Origin of the sequence: Paucibacter sp. B51, from assembly GCF_027863535.1 — a bacterium.
In the GTDB taxonomy this organism is placed as follows: Bacteria; Pseudomonadota; Gammaproteobacteria; order Burkholderiales; family Burkholderiaceae_C; genus Paucibacter_A; species Paucibacter_A aquatilis.
This window is the reverse complement of sequence record NZ_JAPIVN010000001.1, coordinates 2,851,533-2,869,102: the sequence shown is the minus strand read 5'-3', so window position 1 is coordinate 2,869,102 and position 17,570 is coordinate 2,851,533. Positions and strand designations below refer to the sequence as shown.

The 17,570-nt window shown below is 67.5% G+C and carries 13 protein-coding genes; 5 read left to right on the top strand and 8 right to left on the bottom strand.

The window, feature by feature from the left end:
• The first annotated feature begins 105 nt into the window (after window positions 1-105).
• Window positions 106-1,875: a hypothetical protein gene (locus OOB33_RS12255; protein ID WP_271008871.1), complete on the top strand. Its 1,770-nt coding sequence runs from the start codon at window positions 106-108 to the stop codon at window positions 1,873-1,875.
• Between the two features lie 30 nt (window positions 1,876-1,905).
• Here the strand turns inward: OOB33_RS12255 and OOB33_RS12250 are convergent, their stop codons facing one another.
• Entirely contained in the window at window positions 1,906-2,355 is a 450-nt protein-coding gene (locus OOB33_RS12250; RefSeq protein ID WP_271008870.1) for a GNAT family N-acetyltransferase, read from the bottom strand.
• Between the two features lie 176 nt (window positions 2,356-2,531).
• Here OOB33_RS12250 and OOB33_RS12245 point away from each other — a divergent pair, with 176 nt between their 5' ends.
• The 3 genes from OOB33_RS12245 to OOB33_RS12235 all read left to right on the top strand — a co-directional run bounded on the left by OOB33_RS12245 (window position 2,532) and on the right by OOB33_RS12235 (window position 6,621).
• Entirely contained in the window at window positions 2,532-2,972 is a 441-nt protein-coding gene (locus OOB33_RS12245) for a hypothetical protein (protein ID WP_271008869.1), read from the top strand.
• A 124-nt stretch (window positions 2,973-3,096) separates the two neighbouring features.
• Entirely contained in the window at window positions 3,097-4,095 is a 999-nt protein-coding gene (locus tag OOB33_RS12240; protein WP_271008868.1) for an AAA family ATPase, read from the top strand.
• Between the two features lie 15 nt (window positions 4,096-4,110).
• Complete coding sequence (locus OOB33_RS12235; protein WP_271008867.1) at window positions 4,111-6,621, top strand: S8 family peptidase; 2,511 nt, start codon at window positions 4,111-4,113, stop codon at window positions 6,619-6,621.
• A gap of 238 nt (window positions 6,622-6,859) precedes the next feature.
• Here OOB33_RS12235 and argJ read toward each other — a convergent pair whose 3' ends face one another.
• Complete coding sequence (gene argJ, locus OOB33_RS12230; protein ID WP_271008866.1) at window positions 6,860-8,098, bottom strand: bifunctional glutamate N-acetyltransferase/amino-acid acetyltransferase ArgJ; 1,239 nt, start codon at window positions 8,096-8,098, stop codon at window positions 6,860-6,862.
• Between the two features lie 172 nt (window positions 8,099-8,270).
• Here argJ and OOB33_RS12225 point away from each other — a divergent pair, with 172 nt between their 5' ends.
• Window positions 8,271-9,011 (top strand): type 1 glutamine amidotransferase, encoded by a 741-nt coding sequence (locus OOB33_RS12225; RefSeq protein ID WP_271008865.1) that lies wholly within the window; start codon window positions 8,271-8,273, stop codon window positions 9,009-9,011.
• Window positions 9,012-9,066: 55 nt separating this feature from the next.
• Here the strand turns inward: OOB33_RS12225 and kdpE are convergent, their stop codons facing one another.
• The 6 genes from kdpE to kdpB form a co-directional block, all read right to left on the bottom strand.
• Window positions 9,067-9,774: a two-component system response regulator KdpE gene (gene kdpE / locus OOB33_RS12220; protein ID WP_102767652.1), complete on the bottom strand. Its 708-nt coding sequence runs from the start codon at window positions 9,772-9,774 to the stop codon at window positions 9,067-9,069.
• Window positions 9,775-9,842: 68 nt separating this feature from the next.
• Window positions 9,843-12,590: a DUF4118 domain-containing protein gene (locus tag OOB33_RS12215; RefSeq protein WP_271008864.1), complete on the bottom strand. Its 2,748-nt coding sequence runs from the start codon at window positions 12,588-12,590 to the stop codon at window positions 9,843-9,845.
• 211 nt (window positions 12,591-12,801) lie between these two features.
• Window positions 12,802-13,776: a magnesium and cobalt transport protein CorA gene (locus OOB33_RS12210; protein ID WP_271008863.1), complete on the bottom strand. Its 975-nt coding sequence runs from the start codon at window positions 13,774-13,776 to the stop codon at window positions 12,802-12,804.
• A gap of 27 nt (window positions 13,777-13,803) precedes the next feature.
• Window positions 13,804-14,646 carry a TorF family putative porin gene (locus tag OOB33_RS12205; protein ID WP_271008862.1) on the bottom strand — a complete coding sequence of 281 codons (843 nt, stop codon included), beginning with the start codon at window positions 14,644-14,646 and terminating at the stop codon, window positions 13,804-13,806.
• A gap of 128 nt (window positions 14,647-14,774) precedes the next feature.
• On the bottom strand, window positions 14,775-15,371 hold the full coding sequence (gene kdpC, locus OOB33_RS12200; protein WP_271008861.1) for a potassium-transporting ATPase subunit KdpC: 597 nt from the start codon (window positions 15,369-15,371) through the stop codon (window positions 14,775-14,777).
• A 13-nt stretch (window positions 15,372-15,384) separates the two neighbouring features.
• On the bottom strand, window positions 15,385-17,565 hold the full coding sequence (kdpB, locus tag OOB33_RS12195) for a potassium-transporting ATPase subunit KdpB (protein WP_271008860.1): 2,181 nt from the start codon (window positions 17,563-17,565) through the stop codon (window positions 15,385-15,387).
• Window positions 17,566-17,570 lie beyond the last annotated feature (5 nt).

Sequence of the window (17,570 nt, the reverse complement as noted above, 5' to 3'; positions counted from 1 at the left end):
GCGCCTGGGGCACAGTTGCAAGGCACACTCCACAGGCTCGCCCGGGCCCTGAAACCCAGGTCGAGCCCAACGCAAGAACGAAGACACAAGGGCGACCGACACGCCATGGATCGATTGGTCGAGCATCTGGTGGCCTGGCACAACAGCCACCCGCTCGCGAAACGCATCAATATCTACGACGTCCACACCATCGGCGTCGTGGCCCTGCCCTTCATGCGCAATGGCGGCGCAGCTGCGCCCAGCTCGGACGTTGCCGCTCGCAAAAGCAGCCGCAGCGGCCGCCCGCAGGAACCGATCGAACCGGTGCTGACCGACGAGGTCTCGCCCGACAGCCTGGCGGCCTGGGGCGAGGAATCGACCATCGCCGCCAACAGCAACGCCGCCGAACTCGACGCCCTGGCCGACCAGGAACTCTGGCACCGCAGCAGCTGGGGCGAGCGCTTCAAGCGCGGCCTGCGCAACTGGCGCAGCCGCAGCCCCAAGCCCGGCAAGCCGCGGCCCGCCGCCGGCTCGGACACCTGGCCGGCCTTCAGCGAACGTTTCATCGCCGGCCTGACGCCGGCCCGCATCGCCAGCTTCGCCCAGCGCTTTGGCTACTCGGAACAGCCGGGCGACGGCAGCTGGCCGCAGCGCGTGGTGCCCATCGACGAGCTGATGATGGGCGGCGGCAGCGCCGGTGGCGACGCGCAAGGCAATGGCGGCGCCTGGCCGTTCGAGCTCTACCTGATCACCGCGGCCATCGACGCCGGCCGCTCGCGCACCCGCGTGTTGGTCGGCCAGGGCCACCCGCGCCCGCAAATCATCGGCCGCCGCTGCCTGAGCCCCTGGCGTCTGGGCGCCGTGACCCTGCTGCCCCTGGGCGTGCTGCTGATGAGCGCCGCCCTGCTGCTCCTACCCAGCCGCAAGGCCGTCAAGGAGGCCGAGGAAGCGGCCGCTGCAGCCGCCAGCGCGGCCGTCGCCGTGGCAGCCTCTGCGCCCGCGAGTGCGGTGGCCCAAGCAGCCGAGCCTGAGGCCAGCGAAGCCGCCGGGCCGGCCGCCCCCGAAGCCAGCGCCGCGTCGGCAGCGGCCGAGTTCGCGGAGAACACGGCACCGTCGAGCACCAGCAGTGCTGCCAGCGCGGCAGTCGCTGCCCCCCCTTTAAAGCCGGCCCTGCCCACCCCGCTGGATCTGCGTGAAGCCGCGGCAGCCACGGCCGCCGCGATTGCTGCCGCCCAGCAAGCGGCCCTGGACAAGGCCGCCGGCAAGGACAGCGCCAACAGCAGCCCCGAGCTGGCCGCCAGCGAGCCCCAACCCGACATCCGGCCGCAGTTGGTCAAGCCCATCCCGCGCAAGAACGCCCGGCCCATGCTGGCCGACGCCCCGGCCCCCGGCAGCGAGGCCGCCAAGGCCGAGGACAAGAATGCCCCGGCCAAGCCCGCCGACCCGGTGGCCGACCTGATGAACGGCCCCAAGCCCTCGCCCATCACCGCCGGCCGCATCAGCAGCCGTGACGGCGAGCGCCCCAGCCTGCACAGCGCCGTCGACAACGCGGCGGACAAATCCACGGCCAAGGATTCGCGTGGCAAGCCGTCGGAAGAGCGAGGCGTGAGCGCCGGCAAGCCGAGCGGCAACGCGGCGGCCACAGCCGGCAAGGCGACCGTGGTGGCCCTGGTCGGCCCCGTCAGCGCCAACAAGGCCGACGCCGAGGCCATGCTGGAACGCATGAAGGTGGCCCTGGCCGCCAACCCGGGCGGCGGCGCAAGCCAGGCGCAAGTCTTCCAGACCCCCGAGGGCTGGCGCCCCGCCATCTGGCCCTTTGCCAGCCGCGAACAAGCCCAGCTGATCAATGCCACCTTGATCGCCCGCGGCTTGCGGACCAAGGCGGTGGATTTCTGAGGCCTTGGCCGCGACGCCGGCCGCAGGGCCTCAGGCGAGTTGCCGACGCATCCGATGGGCGACGCCGAAGCGCTGGGGCTCTTCGCCCAGCGACTCGAATCCTTCGCGCCGATAAAAGGCCAGGGCATGGGTGTTGGCCAGCACTTCCATGGAGCGAGCGCCCGAAGCGTGGGCTCGCTCGCAAGCATGGGCCAGAAGCGCACGGCCCAGGCCATGGCGCCACAGATCAGGTTCGACAAACAAGCCGTCGAGCATCACCGTTTGGGTGTCCACCGGGCCGGGCTCCAGGCTGACGAAGCCGAGAATGCGGCCGCCGGTCTCGGCCGCCTCGGCCAGCCACATGCAAGCGCAGTCAATGGCAAGGCTGTCCAGCTGCAGCAAGTCTGGCTCACTCAGCAGGAACTCACGATCCCTCTCATTGGCCAGCGATGCGCGCCGGTACAGCGCCGCCAAACCCGGGTGATCGGCCGGGCCGGCCAAACGAATGGTGAATCCAGGCCTCCGCCCCTCCTGCCCCTCCTGCACCGTTTCTTGCCCACGGGCTCCTCCGTTTTCTTGCATCGCCTTCGCCCTCTTTTCAAACACCGATTCAGACTTCGCTACATTGTCGGCTTCGACCCTGCTGCTTTTTCATTTCCATCCTCTGCTGCCCCATCATGAACACCCAATCGTCCTCCGCTGCCCTGCTCATCACCAAACGCCTGCCGGGCGGCCAGGGCCTGGCCCCGGCCTTGCTCAAGCGGGCGGCCGTCGTCAAGCTGGACGAAGCACAGAGCCACCAGCATGCGCTGGAGGTGACCGATGAACAGGGCCAGGCGCTGAAGATTCAGCTGCCGGAGGGCACCCATCTGCACGCCGGTGATGTGCTGGTGGCCGAGGATGGCTCGCTGCGCGTGGTCGATGCGCCGGCCCATGCGGATTGCGGTTCTCATGACCATGGCCACGACCATGGGCATGTGCATCACCACCACGACCACGGCCATGACCACGGCCACGCCGGCTGCTCGCACCCCTCGCATGCCAAGGGCAAGCCGGTCGGCATCCCGGTGCAGGCGGCGTCTGTGCCTCATGTCCATGGCCCGGGCTGCAAGCACTGAGGGCGTCTTCAGTGTCGGTTTGCGCTGAAGCTCGAATTGATTGCGTTCAAGTCTGAATGGGCGCTGAAGTCCATGCAAACCCTAGACACGACTTCCGCCGGCCGCTTTACGCGACAATGACTACATGGCCAATGGCGATCAACTCAAAGCCCTCTTCCGCTCGTATGCGGAGGGAGACGAGCGCCATTTCTACTCGGTCGCAATGCAGATGGCGGCACACGAGGCCAAACAGGGCCACGGGAAGCTCGCCGAGGAACTGCGCGATCTGCTTGACGCCGCCAAGTCGCGCCGACCCTCGGGCTCTCCCGACGGCGCCATTCCGCTTGCTCGCCCCAAGGGAGAGCTGGCTTCCCTGCTGACCGTGTCCTATCCGTCCCGCCGGCTGTCGGACATGGTGCTGGCGCCGCCCGTGCTCGCCGGGCTGCAGCGCGTTCTGAAGGAGCAGCGACATCTGAGCAAATTGCGCAGCCATGGCCTGCACCCGCGTCGCAAGCTCCTGCTCGTCGGTCCTTCTGGCACCGGCAAGACGATGACGGCTGCTGCCTTGGCGGGCGAGTTGGGCATCCCGTTGTTCGTAGTGCGCCTGGATGCGTTGATCACCAAATTCATGGGCGAGTCGGCCGCCAAGCTGCGCCAGGTGTTTGACGCTGTGGCTTCCACCAGAGGTGTGTATTTCTTCGACGAGTTCGACGCCATCGGCAGCCAGCGCGGCATGGCCAACGACGTCGGCGAGATCCGCCGCATCCTCAACAGTTTCCTGCTGATGATCGAGCAGGACGAGTCCAGCAGCGTGATCGTCGCAGCCACCAACCACGTCGACATCCTAGATGACGCGCTGTTCCGGCGCTTCGATGACTTGGTCGAGTATCACGTGCCATCCGCAGACGAGATTCGTGCGCTGCTGCGCATGCGCCTGGGTAGCTATCTGAAGTCGACCAAGGCCATCTCTGCGCTGACGACCGAAGCCGTCGGGCTGAGCCATGCAGAAATCACGCGCGCCGTGAGTGATGCGGTCAAGGAAGCCGTGATGCATGACCAGGTCAGTGTGCCGGCCGACGATGTCAAGGCTCTTCTCCAACAACGCCAGGCCGTGCGTCGCCGCACGCCGGCGGCCAAGGCCTGAGTGCGCGCTCGCTGAATGGCTACCGGAGATCTGCAGCACCGCCCGCACCTGCTCCCTCAAGGCACCCGCAGTGTTGAGGGCTATACCGCAAAGGCCATCGGCGGCGGAGACAAAGCGGCGGTGCCGGCAAAGGACCGGCAGCAGCATGCAGGCGCGCTGCGCGCTCAGTTGGCACAAGTCGCCGTAGCGCAACAGCAGCGTATGGTCGAGCAAACCGAAGCTGGCGTGCAAAGTGTGATCGGCATCCAGGTCGAGTTCGAGAGCGAGCAGGGCGTGGCCATGGCCGCCGCGAGCCTTGCCCGCGACCATCGTGGCATCGAGCTGATGAACGTTCGGCACCAGGGCACGCAGATCCTGGCCACCGTGTTCGTGCCGCAAGGCAAGCTGAGCCATTTCGAGAACCTGATCACCGAGTACGTCGAAGGCAAGACCAACAAGAAGGGTGCCCCACTGGATCACCAGGCGCTCGTGGACGCCATCAGCGCGCTGCGCGTGGCGACCTTCGATTCGCTCTGGACGGATGACGTCGCCGCCTTGCCTGACGACGGTGACCAAGCCATCTGGTGGGAGGCATGGCTGCCGCTCGGCGGGCATGCCGAGCGCACGCTGGCCGATTTCCGCAAGGTGGCCGAGATGGCAAGGCTGCGGGTCAGCGACCGCGTGCTGCACTTTCCCGAGCGGATGGTCGCCCAGGTCCATGGCGCCAAGCGTCAACTCCTGCAGTCGTCACTGGTGTTGAACATGATCGCGGAGCTGCGGCGTGCCAAGACCACCGCCGAGTTCTTCGCCAACCTGCCGCTTGATGAGCAGGCCGACTGGCAGGACGATCTGCTGCAACGGCTGGTTTCCGAACCGACCGGTAACGCGTACGTGACGCTGCTGGACACTGGCGTGAATCACGGCCACCCACTTCTTGCGCCGTTTGTGGGAGACGAGGACCGCCACGCCATAGAGCCGGCCTGGGGGCCAGACGATGCGAACGGCCATGGGAGTGAACTCGCAGGCCTGGCCTTGCTGGGCGACCTCACCGCCGCGCTGGCCGAGAACGCGCCGCTGGTGGTTCCGCATCGCCTTGAGTCGGTGAAGGTGCTGCGTGGGCCGGGTGATAACGAGGGCGAGTCATTTGGCGCGATCACCGCGGAGGCGGTCGCTCGTGTGGAGATCACCGATGTCGAGCGCCGTCGCGTGTTCGCGATGGCGGTGTCCTCCACCGACGGTCGCGACCGTGGTCGGCCTTCATCCTGGTCAGCCGAGGTGGACCGACTGGCTTGCGATTACGAAGGACAGGGCGCCACACGACGGCTGTTCGTTCTGTCCGCAGGCAACACCAATGACAGTGCCGCGTGGGCGGCGTACCCGCACAGCTTGAGCACCAGCTCCGTCCATGACCCAGGCCAAGCTTGGAATGCGCTGACCGTCGGGGCGTATTCCGATATGACGACCATCTCGGCTGACGCGCCCGGATACCGGCCTATCGCCAGCGCCGGCGGGCTGAGCCCGTACACGACGACGTCGGCCACTTGGCAGCAAGGCTGGCCCTACAAACCGGACATCGTCATGGAGGGCGGCAACGCCGCCATCGAGGCATCGGGTTTCACCAGTTCGATGGACAGCCTGTCCTTGCTGACTACCGGCCATGAGCCGAACGAGCGGCTGTTTTCGCTCAGTTGGGCCACCAGTGCAGCCACTGGCCTGGCCGCCGGCATGTGCGCGCGCATCGCCGCCGCCTATCCCGGCTTCTGGCCGGAAACCATTCGGGGACTGATGGTGCACTCGGCGCGCTGGACCCAGCCAATGCTCGACACTTACACGCCAGGGGGCCAGCGCAACCAGACCAACATGCGCCAGTTGTTGCGGCACTGTGGCTACGGCGTGCCGAGCCTGGAGCGTGTCCTGTACAGCGCGAGCAACTCGCTGACCATGATCGTGCAGGACCAGATCCAGCCATATCACAAGGTCGATGGCGATGTGAAGACTTGCGAGATGCACCTGCACGACCTGCCGTGGCCCATCGACGTTCTGCAGGAGCTTGGCGACTTGCCCGTCACGCTGCGGGTCACGCTGTCGTATTTCATCGAGCCGAACCCGGGAGAGCGTGGTGGCGTTGACAAGTACGCCTACCAGTCACATGCGCTGCGCTTCGCCGTACGGCGCCCACTGGAGACCGAAGCGGCGTTCCGCGGTCGGATCAACGCTCAGGCAGCAGCCGAGGAGCAGGGCCTGCCGGGCGGCGGCGGCAACGATCAAGGCTGGACGCTCGGTGAGCGGTTGCGCACGCGAGGTTCCCTTGTGTCCGACAGCTGGACGGGAACGGCCGCGCAGTTGGCCAATCGTGGGCAGCTGGCCGTCTTTCCGACCATGGGCTGGTGGCGCAATCGGCCCTCTCACCGTCGCTTTGATCGTGCCGCGATCTACAGCCTGCTGATCTCCATCGAGGCACCTGCTGCGGAGCAGGACCTTTACGCATTCGTTGCCCAGCAAATCAACATTGCGGCCGAGGTGCCGGTTGAGGTCCGGGCTCGATGACCAAGTGACGCCGAGCGTTCAAAGTTGAGTGAAACAAGAAACCGATAGTTCAGACTTGGGTGAGACACAGGTTCAAAGCCTGTTGATCCGTCCAGACTCGAGTGGTAAATCAGCGTCGGTTTTCAGTTTTGGGTTGAACGCAAACCGACATTCAGGACGCCATGCGCCAAAGAAAAAGCCCGGCATGCCGGGCTTTTTGCTGGCTGCTGCGCGGAGCCATGAGCCGCGCTGCGCTCGCTCAGGAGCGGTAGTCGGCGTTGATGGTCACGTAGTCGTGGCTGAGGTCGCAGGTCCAGACCGTGGTGTGGGCGGCGCCGCGGTGCAGGCTGACGCGCACGGTGATCTCGCTCTGCTTCATGACACGCTGGCCGTCTTCCTCGCGGTAATCGGGGTGGCGGCCGCCGGCGCGCACCACATGGACATCGTCCAGATGCAGATCGATCAAGGCCTGGTCCAGGTCGGCGATGCCGGCATAGCCGACCGCCGCCAGGATGCGGCCCAGGTTCGGGTCGCTGGCGAAGAAGGCGGTCTTGACCAGCGGCGAGTGGGCAATGGCATAGGCCGCCAGCTTGCACTCGGCCTCGTCGCGGCCGCCCTCGACCACCACCGAGATGAACTTGGTGGCGCCCTCGCCGTCGCGCACGATGGCCTGGGCCAATTGCTGCGACACGGCGATCACCGCCTCGCGCAAGGCCTGACCCTCGGCGCTGTGCAGCGATTCGATGCGCTCATGCTGGGCCTTGTGGGTGGCGATCAGCACGAAGGAGTCGTTGGTCGAGGTGTCGCCATCGATGGTGATGCGGTTGAAGGAGGCATCGGCCGCCTCGGTCACCAGGGTCTGCAGCAGGCCCGGGTTGATGTGGGCGTCGGTGGCGACATAGCCGAGCATGGTGGCCATATTGGGGCGGATCATGCCTGCGCCCTTGCTGATGCCGGTGATGGTGACGGTCTGGCCCTGGATCTGGATCTGGCGCGAGGCGGCCTTGGGCAAGGTGTCGGTGGTCATGATGCCGAGTGCCGCTTCGCCCCAGGCGTCGTCGCGCAGGGCGGCGATGGCCTTGGGCAGGCCGGCGATGATGCGGTCCACCGGCAGCACTTCCATGATCACGCCGGTGGAAAACGGCAGGATCTGGCTGGGCTGCAGACCCATCAGCTCGGCCAGGGCCGTGCAGCTCTGGCGCGCGCGGGCCAGGCCATCTTCGCCGGTGCCGGCATTGGCATTGCCTGTGTTGACGAGGATGGCTCGGATGCCGGCGCCCTCGGTCTGACCGGCCAGATGCTCGCGGCAGACCTGCACCGGCGCAGCGCAGAAGCGGTTCTTGGTGAAGACGCCGGCCACGCTGGCGCCCTCATCGAGGGCGATGACGCTGAGGTCGCGCCGGTCGGCCTTGCGGATGCCCGCCATGGTCACGCCCAGGCGAACGCCGGGAACGGGGTGCAGGCTGGCGGGATCGGGGGCGGTGAGGTTGACGGGCATGGCGGGCACAAGCAATGAGGGGAAAAGGTGCGCGAATTGTAGGGCGCGGCCTGGCGCGCGGGCTTGACGGCTTCTTGACACCGCCACCCGCCAACTGAGCAGGATCTTGATGGCGGCCCTTCTAAATTGAAGCCCTCGCAACGAGTGGCCGGACGCCATGCCGGCCCGCTTCATGAACCCGATCGCCATCCTCCAGCACGAGTGCAACCAAGGCCCCGGCTATCTGCTGAGCCATCTGCGCAGCCAGGGCCTGGACTGCGAAGTCTTCCACGCGCCGCGGGGTCAGGCCTTGCCTCGCTGGATCAGCGACTACAGCGGCCTGGTCGTGCTGGGCAGCAACCACAGCGTCAACGACGACCTGCCCTGGATCGAGGCCGAGCTGGGCCTGCTGCGCCAGGCCGTGGCCCTGGACGTGCCGGTGCTGGGCCATTGCTTCGGCGCCCAGCTGCTGGCCCGGGCGCTGGGCGCGCGGGTGCACCGCCATGCCTGGCCCCACATCGGCTGGAGCCGGCTCTGGGCCACGCCGGCCGGGCGCGAGCGCCTGGGCGGCCAAGCCCAGGTCACCATGTTCAACTGGCACCACGACAGCTTCGAGATCCCCAGCGGCGCCCAGCGCATCCTGTTCGGCAGCCATTGCCTGAACAAGGGCTTTGCCCATGGCCGACACCTGGGCCTGCAATCGCATCTGGAAGTGACCGAGGACAGCGTGCGTGCCTGGTGCGCCGAATCGCGCGAAGAGATCCGCCAGGCCCTGGCGCAAGGCCATGGCCGCACGGTGCAGAGCGAAAAAGAGCTGCTGCGCGAGCTGCCCGCCCGCACCGCCGAGCTGCACCGCCTGGCCCGCAGCGTCTACGGCCACTGGCTGCGCGGCCTGCGCCAGCCCCTGGCCAGCCATCTGCACGGGGGCTGGTGAAGCCCCGGGGCCGGATGGCCCCGCCCGCCCCGCCCGCCCCGGCTGCCGCCGAGCTTCAAGCCACGAGGCGGTAGCCCACGGCCGTTTCGGTCAGCAGGTACTGCGGCGCCGCCGGTACCGCCTCCAGCTTCTGGCGCAGATTGCCCATGTAGACGCGCAGATAGTGGTTGTCCTCGACATGGCTGGGGCCCCAGACGGCCTTGAGCATCTGGCGGTGCGTCAGCACCTTCCCGGCGTGCGCAATCAGATGCGTCAGCAAGCGGTACTCCAGCGGCGTCAGATGGACCGGCTGGCCGGCCCGCAGCACCCGGCGCTGGGCCAGATCGACCTCCACCTCGCCGAAACGGAAGACCGTCTGCGCCGGCTCATCCATGCTGCTGCGCGCCGCCGCCTGGCTGCGCCGCTGGGCCACGCGCACGCGGGCCATCAGCTCGCCGACGCCAAAGGGCTTGCTCAGGTAATCGTCCGCACCGGCATCGAGGGCGGCGATCTTGTCGGCCTCGGCCGTGCGCGCCGAGAGCACGATCACCGGCACGCCCGACCAGGCACGCAGATCGCGCAGGTAGTTGAGGCCATCGTCATCGGGCAGGCCCAGGTCCAGGATGACCAGCTCGGGCCGGCGCGTGCCGGCATCGACCAGGCCCTGGCGCACGGTGCTGGCCTCGTGCACCTGCCAGCCCTCGGCCTCCAGGGCCAGGCGCACGAAGCGGCGGATGCTCGCGTCGTCTTCAACAATCAGGGCAATGGGATGCGGTTCGCTCATGGATTCAGGCGCTGAGAGCAGCGGTGACAACAAGAACAGTGGCAGCAGCGGCAGCGCGGCACTTACATTCAAAGGACCGGGTCGGCCCCGGGTTCGGGCTCATCTCCCGCCGGCAGCGCCGGCGGTTCACCGAGCGGCAGGCGGATGACGAAGCAGGCGCCGCCGCCGGGCAGATTTTCGCCGTGGATCTGGCCGCCGTGCGCATGCACGATGGCGCGGCAGATGGCCAGGCCCAGGCCCACGCCCGGCGTGCTGCTTTCGCGCTCGCCGCGACTGAACTTGGCAAACAGCTGCTCCTCGCGCCCCGGCGGCAGGCCCGGGCCGTTGTCAGCCACGCGCAGCAGCAGGGCCTGCTCCGAGGCCGGCGCCAGCTCGGCCGAGATGCGCAGGTGGCTGTCGGGTGGCGTGTACTTGAGCGCGTTCTCGATCAGGTTGCACAGCACCCGCTCCATCAGCGCCGCGTCCAGGTTCAGCAAGGGCAGGCCCGCCGGAATGTCCAGCTGCAAGGCATGGCCGGCCAGGGCGGGCTGCAAGGCCTGCAAGGCCGTGCCCACCACCTCTTCCACCGGCTGCCACTGCGGATTCAGGCGCACCGCCCCGCTTTGCAGTCGGGCCATGTCGAGCAGGTTGTTGACCATGGCGCTGATGCGCTGGGCCTGCTGCTGCAGGGCGGCGCTGAGCTCGCGCGCCTGGGGCGGCAGCGCGGGCGTGCGGTCCAGGGTCTGGGCCAGGCCGTAGAGCCCGGCCAGCGGCGTGCGCAAATCATGCGACAGGGCCGCGAGCAGCGAGTTGCGCAGGCGTTCGCCCTCGATGTGCACCAGGGCCTGCTGCGCCACTTCGACGTAATGCACCCGCTCCAGCGCCTGGCCGATGATGCGGCCATAGGTCTCCAGCTGGGCGCGCAGCTCCGGCAGCATCAGGCTGCGGCTGCTCTTGGGCTTGAGGGCCAGCACGCCGCGGGTGCGCATGGGCGCCTTCAGCGGCAGGTAGAACCAGGCGCTGCCGGCCAGGGTGTCGGTGGACAGGCCCGCGGCCTGTCCATGATCGAGCGCCCAGCGCGCCGTGCCGGCATCGGGTTGATCGGCCAGGGCCAGACTGGCCTGGCGTGGCGAGGGCTGCAAATCGTCGTTGAGGTCCAGCACATAGAGCAAGGCCTCGCCGTGCACCTCTTCGGCCAAGGCGCCTTCGGCCACCTGCAGCACCGCCTCGGTCTGCAAGGCGCCGGCCAGATCGCTGGTCAGCTCGAACAGCGCCCGCGAGCGTGCCTCACGCTCGGCCGAGACCCGCGCCTGGTAGCGCAGGCCGGCCGTCAGCTGGCCGATCACCAGGCCCACCACCAACATGACGGCGAAGGTCAGCAGGTACTGGACATCGGAAACGGCGAAGCTCAGCTTGGGCTGCACGAAGAAGAAATCGAACAGTCCCACGCTCAGAAAACTGGCCAGCACCGCCGGCCCGCGGCCCAGGCGCAAGGCCACACCCGCCACTGTCAGCAAGAACAGCATGACGATATTGGATTGATCAAAAGCCAGTTGCAAAGGCCAGCTGATCAGGGCCGTGGCCGCGCAAGCCAGCGCCGCCAGGCCGTAGCGGCCGGCCAGCTGCTGCCACTGCAGCTCGCGCTCCTCGGCCTCCTGGCTGGTCGCGGCCGCGCGACGCGCCGGCGACAGCGCCGCGGCGGCCACGGTGATCAGGTCCAGCTCCGGCGCCCCTTCCGCCAACTGCTGCTGCAAAGGCACAGCACCCAGCCAGCGCCGCCAGGCCGATCGCGACTCACTGCGTCCCAACACCAGTTTGGACAGGTTGTGCTCGCGGGCATAGGCCAGCAGGGCCGGGGCCAGGTCTTGCGCAGGCAGCACCGCGGTTTGCGCGCCCAGTTCATGGGCCAGGCGCACGGTGCGCAGGATGCGGTCGCGCTGCGCATCGGGCAGGCGCTGCAAGGTCGGCGTCTCCACATACACCGCATGCCAGGACACATTGAGCTGCTGGGCCAGCTGCGCAGCGCTGCGCAAGACGCTCTCGGCCGCGGGGCTGGGGCCGATGGCGCAGAGGATGGCAGCCTCGGTCTTCCAGACCTGGGCCACGCGCTCGTTGCTGCGCCAGGCTTGCACATCGTCTTCCACCCGGTCGGCCGTGCGGCGCAAGGCCAGCTCGCGCAAGGCCATCAGATTGCCCTTGCGGAAGAAATTCTGCGCGGCCCGCTGGGCCTGCGGGCCCAAATAGACTTTTCCTGCCGCCAGCCGCGCGAGCAGCTCATCGGCCGGGGTGTCCACCATCACCACTTCTTCGGCGCGATCGAAGAAGGTATCGGGCAGGGTCTCCTGCACGCGCACCCCGGTGATGCCGCCCACCACATCGTTGAGGCTCTCGAGGTGCTGGACATTGAGCGTTGAGTAGACATCAATGCCACGCGCCAGCAGCTCCTCCACATCCTGCCAGCGCTTGGGGTGCCGGGAGCCGGGAGCATTGCTGTGCGCCAGCTCGTCCACCAGCACCAGGGAGGGCCGGCGCGCCAGCACCCCGTCCAGATCGAACTCGGGCAACTTCTTGCCGCGGTACTCCAGCTCGCGCAGGGGCAGCTGGGGCAGGCCGTCGAGCAAGGCCTGGGTCTCGCTGCGGCCGTGGGTGACCACCACGCCGGCCAGAACATCGCGCCCCTCGGCCATCAGCTTGCGAGCCGCCTGCAGCATGGCAAAGGTCTTGCCCACACCGGCCGATGAGCCGAAGTAAATGCGCAGCCGACCCCGCTGCTCCGCACTCTCCTGCTCGCGGATCTGGGCCAGCAGGGCGTCGGGGTTGGGGCGTTCGTCAGTCATGATTGATCCGATTGGGTCTTGTCGGGCCGAGCGCCGGGCCGCCCCAAGCCGGCCCGCGATGCCAGCCGCCAGGCTGGCGCTCCCTCGGGGGGCTGAGGCCGTACACCTCGCGCCCGGTGGGCGCGAGGTGACTGCCGAAGGGCTGCGTTTTGCAAAGCGCAGTGCGGCCTGCAAGGCCGGCCAAGCGCTAGCTTGGACGAGGGGTCAGCGTTCATAGCCAACCGGCGCGACGGAATCGCCACCACAAAAATCCACAGACGCTAACGATCAAACCGAGCGCAGCCGGGTAAGCCCAGCTCAGCTTGAGCTCAGGCATGTGCTCGAAGTTCATGCCCCAGATGCCGGCAAAAGCGGTGGCGGCGGCGAAGATGCCGGCCCAGGCCGCCAGGCGCTTGGTGACATTGCTGTCCTCGATGGCCACCATGGACAGATTGGCCTGGATGGCCGTGCCCAAGGTGTCGCGCAGGGAATCGATGGCGCCCTCGATGCGGGCCAGGTGGTCGGCCACATCGCGGAAATAGTCGCCGGTGCGGGCGCAGATGGGCGGGATGCGGCCACCGTGCAGCTTGGACAGCATCTCCAGCATGGGCGCCACCGCGCGGTGCAGCAGCATCAGGCGGCGCTTGAGTTCGTAGAGGCGCTTGATGTTGTCGAGCTGGGCGCCGCGCACAAAGATGCTTTGCTCAATCTCGTCCAGCTCCAGCTCCAGGCGGTCGACGATGGGGAAGTAACGGTCCACCACCGCGTCCATCAAGGCATAGAGCACAAAGCTGGGGCCGTGAACCAGCAGCTCGGGCTCGCGCTCGCAGCGCTCACGCACGCCGAGGAAATGCAGCTTGCTGCCGCGCCGCACCGAGAGCACATAGTTGGCGCCGGCAAACACCGCCACCTCGCCCAGGCTCAGGTCGCCGCCCACCCAGTCGACCAGGTGCATGGAGGCGAACAGATCGCTGCCGTACTCCTCGACCTTGGGCCGCTGTTGGCCGCGGCTGGCGTCCTCGACGGCCAGCTCATGCAGGTGAAAGAGCCGCCGATAGGGCTCCAGCTCGGCGGCATCGGCATCGCGCAGCGCCACCCAGACGAAGCTGTTGGGCTGCTGCAGATAGCGCTGCAATTCCTCGGGCCGCTCGGGCGAGAGATCGGCCAGCTTGGACCCGTCTTGGTAGACCGCGCAATTGATCAGCATGCCGGCATTCTCTCCCGCGCTGCAGTCTTAAAAGGTCTTGGCGACGCTGAGCACCAGACCGGTGTTGCCCAGGCGCTTGGCATTCTGGCCGGCGGCATTGCCGGCCTGGTAGAAGTCGCGCTTGGCGTTGGTGCCGACCAGGGCGCCGGTCCAGTTCAGGCCCGCGATCTCCTTGCTCAGCGAAATCTTGACGTCGCTGTAGGACAGATCACCGTAGTGCTTCACGCTCAAATGACCGAGATGCGTGCCCAGGCTCAGACCCGAGCCGAGATCAAAGTTGTAGTTGAGGTCGAGATAGGCGCTGCCCTTGCTGCCGCCCGCCGCCGGCAGGCTGCTGAAGTAGGCGTGGCCGGCGGTGTCCCTGTTGAGGCCGAAGTAATCGGTGGCGGCAATCGACAGCTTGGCGCTGAAGGCGCCGGCCGTCAGGCCCGCGTACAGGTCCACATTGTTGTAGGTCTTGTCCGTGGCCACGCCGGGCGCACTGTTCAGCTTGGCGCCGGGATAGACGTAGGCCAGCGCGCCCAGGTCCAGGGTCAGGTCTTGCGTGAGCGGGAACTTGAAGCCGGCGTACAGGTCCAGCTCCAGGCCGGCGCCGTTGTGGTAGCTGTTGCCCGAGACATTGGAGGCCCAGGTGCCGGCGTAGAAGCCGCTGCTGTGGGCGTAGTCCAAGCCGCCTTGAAAGGCGGGCAACTTCCAGCTCTGGCTGATGCCGCGGAAGCGGTAGTCGCTGTTGAGGCTCAGATTGCCCGTGAGGCTGTGCTCGGGTGTGGCGGCAGGCGACGGCGCGGTGGCCTGGGCCAGGCAGTTGAAGGACAGACCAGTCAGGGCCAGGGTCAGGGTCAGGGTCAGAAAGGAAATACTTGTTTTCATCAGAAGTTCAGAACATTCAAGAAATCAAAAGGCGACAAAGGGTGATGAAGCCCCTCCCCCGTTCAAACACTGTGTTGGCTTTCGCCTGGGGCTTCATCGGGACCACGGGGTCCGGAAAAGTTGGCAGCTCAGCGCGGCGTGCCGCTCAGCGCATCGAGCGCCAGGTTGAGCTTGAGCACATGAACACGCGGCTCGCCCAGCACCTGCAGATCGCGCGCCGCGGTGTGGGCCTCGATCAGGCGCAGTACCTCTTTCATCGGCAGCTGGCGCTCACGCGCCACGCGAGGGGCTTGGTAGCGGGCGGCGGCCATGCTGATGTGGGGGTCCAGGCCGCTGGCCGAGGCGGTGACCAGATCGGCCGGCACCGGCTGGGTGTTGCCCGGGTCGGCGGCGCGCAGTGCCGCCACGCGGGCCGCCACGGCCTCGCTCAGCGCCGGGTTCAAGGGCCCCTGGTTGGAGCCCGAAGAGCCGCCGGCATTGTTGGCCATGGGCGCGGTGGCCGAGGGCCGGCCCCAGAAGTAGCGTGGCTCGCTGAAGCTCTGGCCGATCAGCTCGGAGCCGATGGCCTCGCCCGACTTGTTGCGGATCAGGGAGCCGGCCGCCTCGGCCGGGAACAGGGTCTTGCCCAGGGTGGTGACCACCAGCGGGTAGACCAGGCCGGTGACCGCGCTGAGCAGCAGCAGGCTGGCCAGGGCGGGACGGACTTGCTTGAACAGATTCGTCATGATGGGGAGCTCCTCAAACCAGACGCAGGCCGACCAGGATCAGGTCGATGATCTTGATGCCGATGAAGGGCACGATCAGGCCGCCCAGGCCGTAGATCGCGAGATTGCGGCGCAGCAGCGCGGCCGCACCGATGGCGCGGTAGGGCACGCCGCGCAGGGCCAGGGGGATCAGCGCGATGATGATCAGCGCGTTGAAGATCACCGCCGACAAGATGGCCGAGCTCGGGCTGTGCAGGTCCATCACATTGAGCGCGCTCAGCTGTGGGTAGACGCCCACAAACATGGCCGGGATGATGGCGAAGTACTTGGCCACATCGTTGGCGATGGAGAAGGTCGTCAGAGAGCCACGCGTCATCAAGAGTTGCTTGCCGGTCTCGACGATCTCCAGCAACTTGGTGGGGTTGGAATCCAGGTCCACCATATTGCCGGCCTCTTTGGCGGCCTGCGTGCCGGTGTTCATGGCCACGGCCACATCGGCCTGGGCCAGGGCCGGCGCGTCGTTGGTGCCGTCGCCGGTCATGGCCACCAGGCGGCCCTCGCCCTGGTAGTCGCGGATCAGCTGCAGCTTGGCCTCCGGCGTGGCCTCGGCCAGGAAGTCATCGACACCGGCCTCGGCCGCGATGGCCGCTGCCGTCAGCTTGTTGTCGCCGGTGATCATCACCGTCTTGATGCCCATGCGGCGCAGCTCGGCGAAGCGCTCCTTGATGCCGCCTTTGACGATGTCCTTCAGTTCTACTGCGCCCAAGGCATGGGAGCCGTCGGCAACAACCAGGGGCGTGCTGCCGCGGCGGGCGATGTCGTCGATCGCAGCGCTCAGCTCCTTCGGGAAGCTGCCGCCCAAGCTTTCGACATAACGGCGAATCGCATCACCAGCCCCCTTGCGGATCTGCCGGCCACCGGCCAGGTCGACACCGCTCATGCGGGTCTGGGCCGTGAAGGGCACGAACTGGGCGTCCAGCGTGCCCATCTCGCGCTCACGCAGATTGAATCGGGTCTTGGCCAGCACGACGATGCTGCGGCCTTCCGGCGTTTCATCGGCCAGCGAGGCCAGCTGGGCCGCATCGGCCAGCTGCTGCTCGCTGACACCGGGTGCCGGCACAAAGGCGCTGGCTTGGCGGTTGCCCAGGGTGATGGTGCCGGTCTTGTCCAGCATCAGCACGTCCACATCACCGGCCGCCTCAACCGCGCGGCCCGAGGTGGCAATCACATTGGCCTGCATCATGCGGCTCATGCCGGCCACGCCGATGGCCGAGAGCAGGCCGCCGATGGTGGTGGGGATCAAGCAGATCAGCAGGGCCACCAGGGCGGTGATGGACACCACCGTGCCCGCGCCTGCCGCAGAGACGCTGAACATCGAGAAGGGCAGCAGGGTCACGGTGACCACCAGGAAAACCAGGGTCAAGGCCACCAGCAGAATCGTCAGCGCGATCTCGTTGGGGGTCTTCTGGCGGCGCGCGCCTTCGACCATGGAGATCATGCGGTCCAGGAAGGACTCACCCGGGTTGACCGAGATGCGCACCACCAGCCAGTCGGACAGCACACGGGTGCCGCCGGTGACGGAGGAGAAGTCGCCGCCCGACTCACGGATCACCGGTGCCGACTCGCCGGTGATGGCGCTCTCGTCCACCGAGGCCACGCCTTCGATGACCTCGCCGTCCAGCGGGATCAGATCGCCGGCTTCGACCAGCACCACATGGTCCTTGCGCAGTTCATCCGATTGCACGGGGTGCCAGCTGGAGCCGTGAACAGCGCTGCGCGCCCCTGGGCCGGCGGGTACGTCGGCCTGTCCCCCGAGGGGACGCGGTCCAGCTTGGGACGGCCCGGCGCTGGACCGGCCGAGCTTCTTCGCCCAGGTCTTGCTCTTGAGCCCGCGCAGCGAGGCCGCTTGCGCCTTGGAGCGCCCCTCGGCCATGGCCTCGGCGAAGTTGGCGAACAGCACGGTGAACCAGAGCCACAGCGAGATGGCCAGCATGAAGCCGCGGCCCTCGCTGCCGGCCAGCTCAGGAAGGCGCCAGCTGAGCAACCACAGCAGGCTGGTCAGCAGGCTGCCGACGAAGACCACGAACATCACCGGGTTGCGCCACTGCACCCGCGGGTCCAGCTTGGCGAAGGATTGCAGCAACGCTGGCTTGACCAGCGAGGGGTCGAGCAGCGAGAAGGTGCTGCCTTGTGTTTGGCTTTGTTGAGTTGTCATGGCAA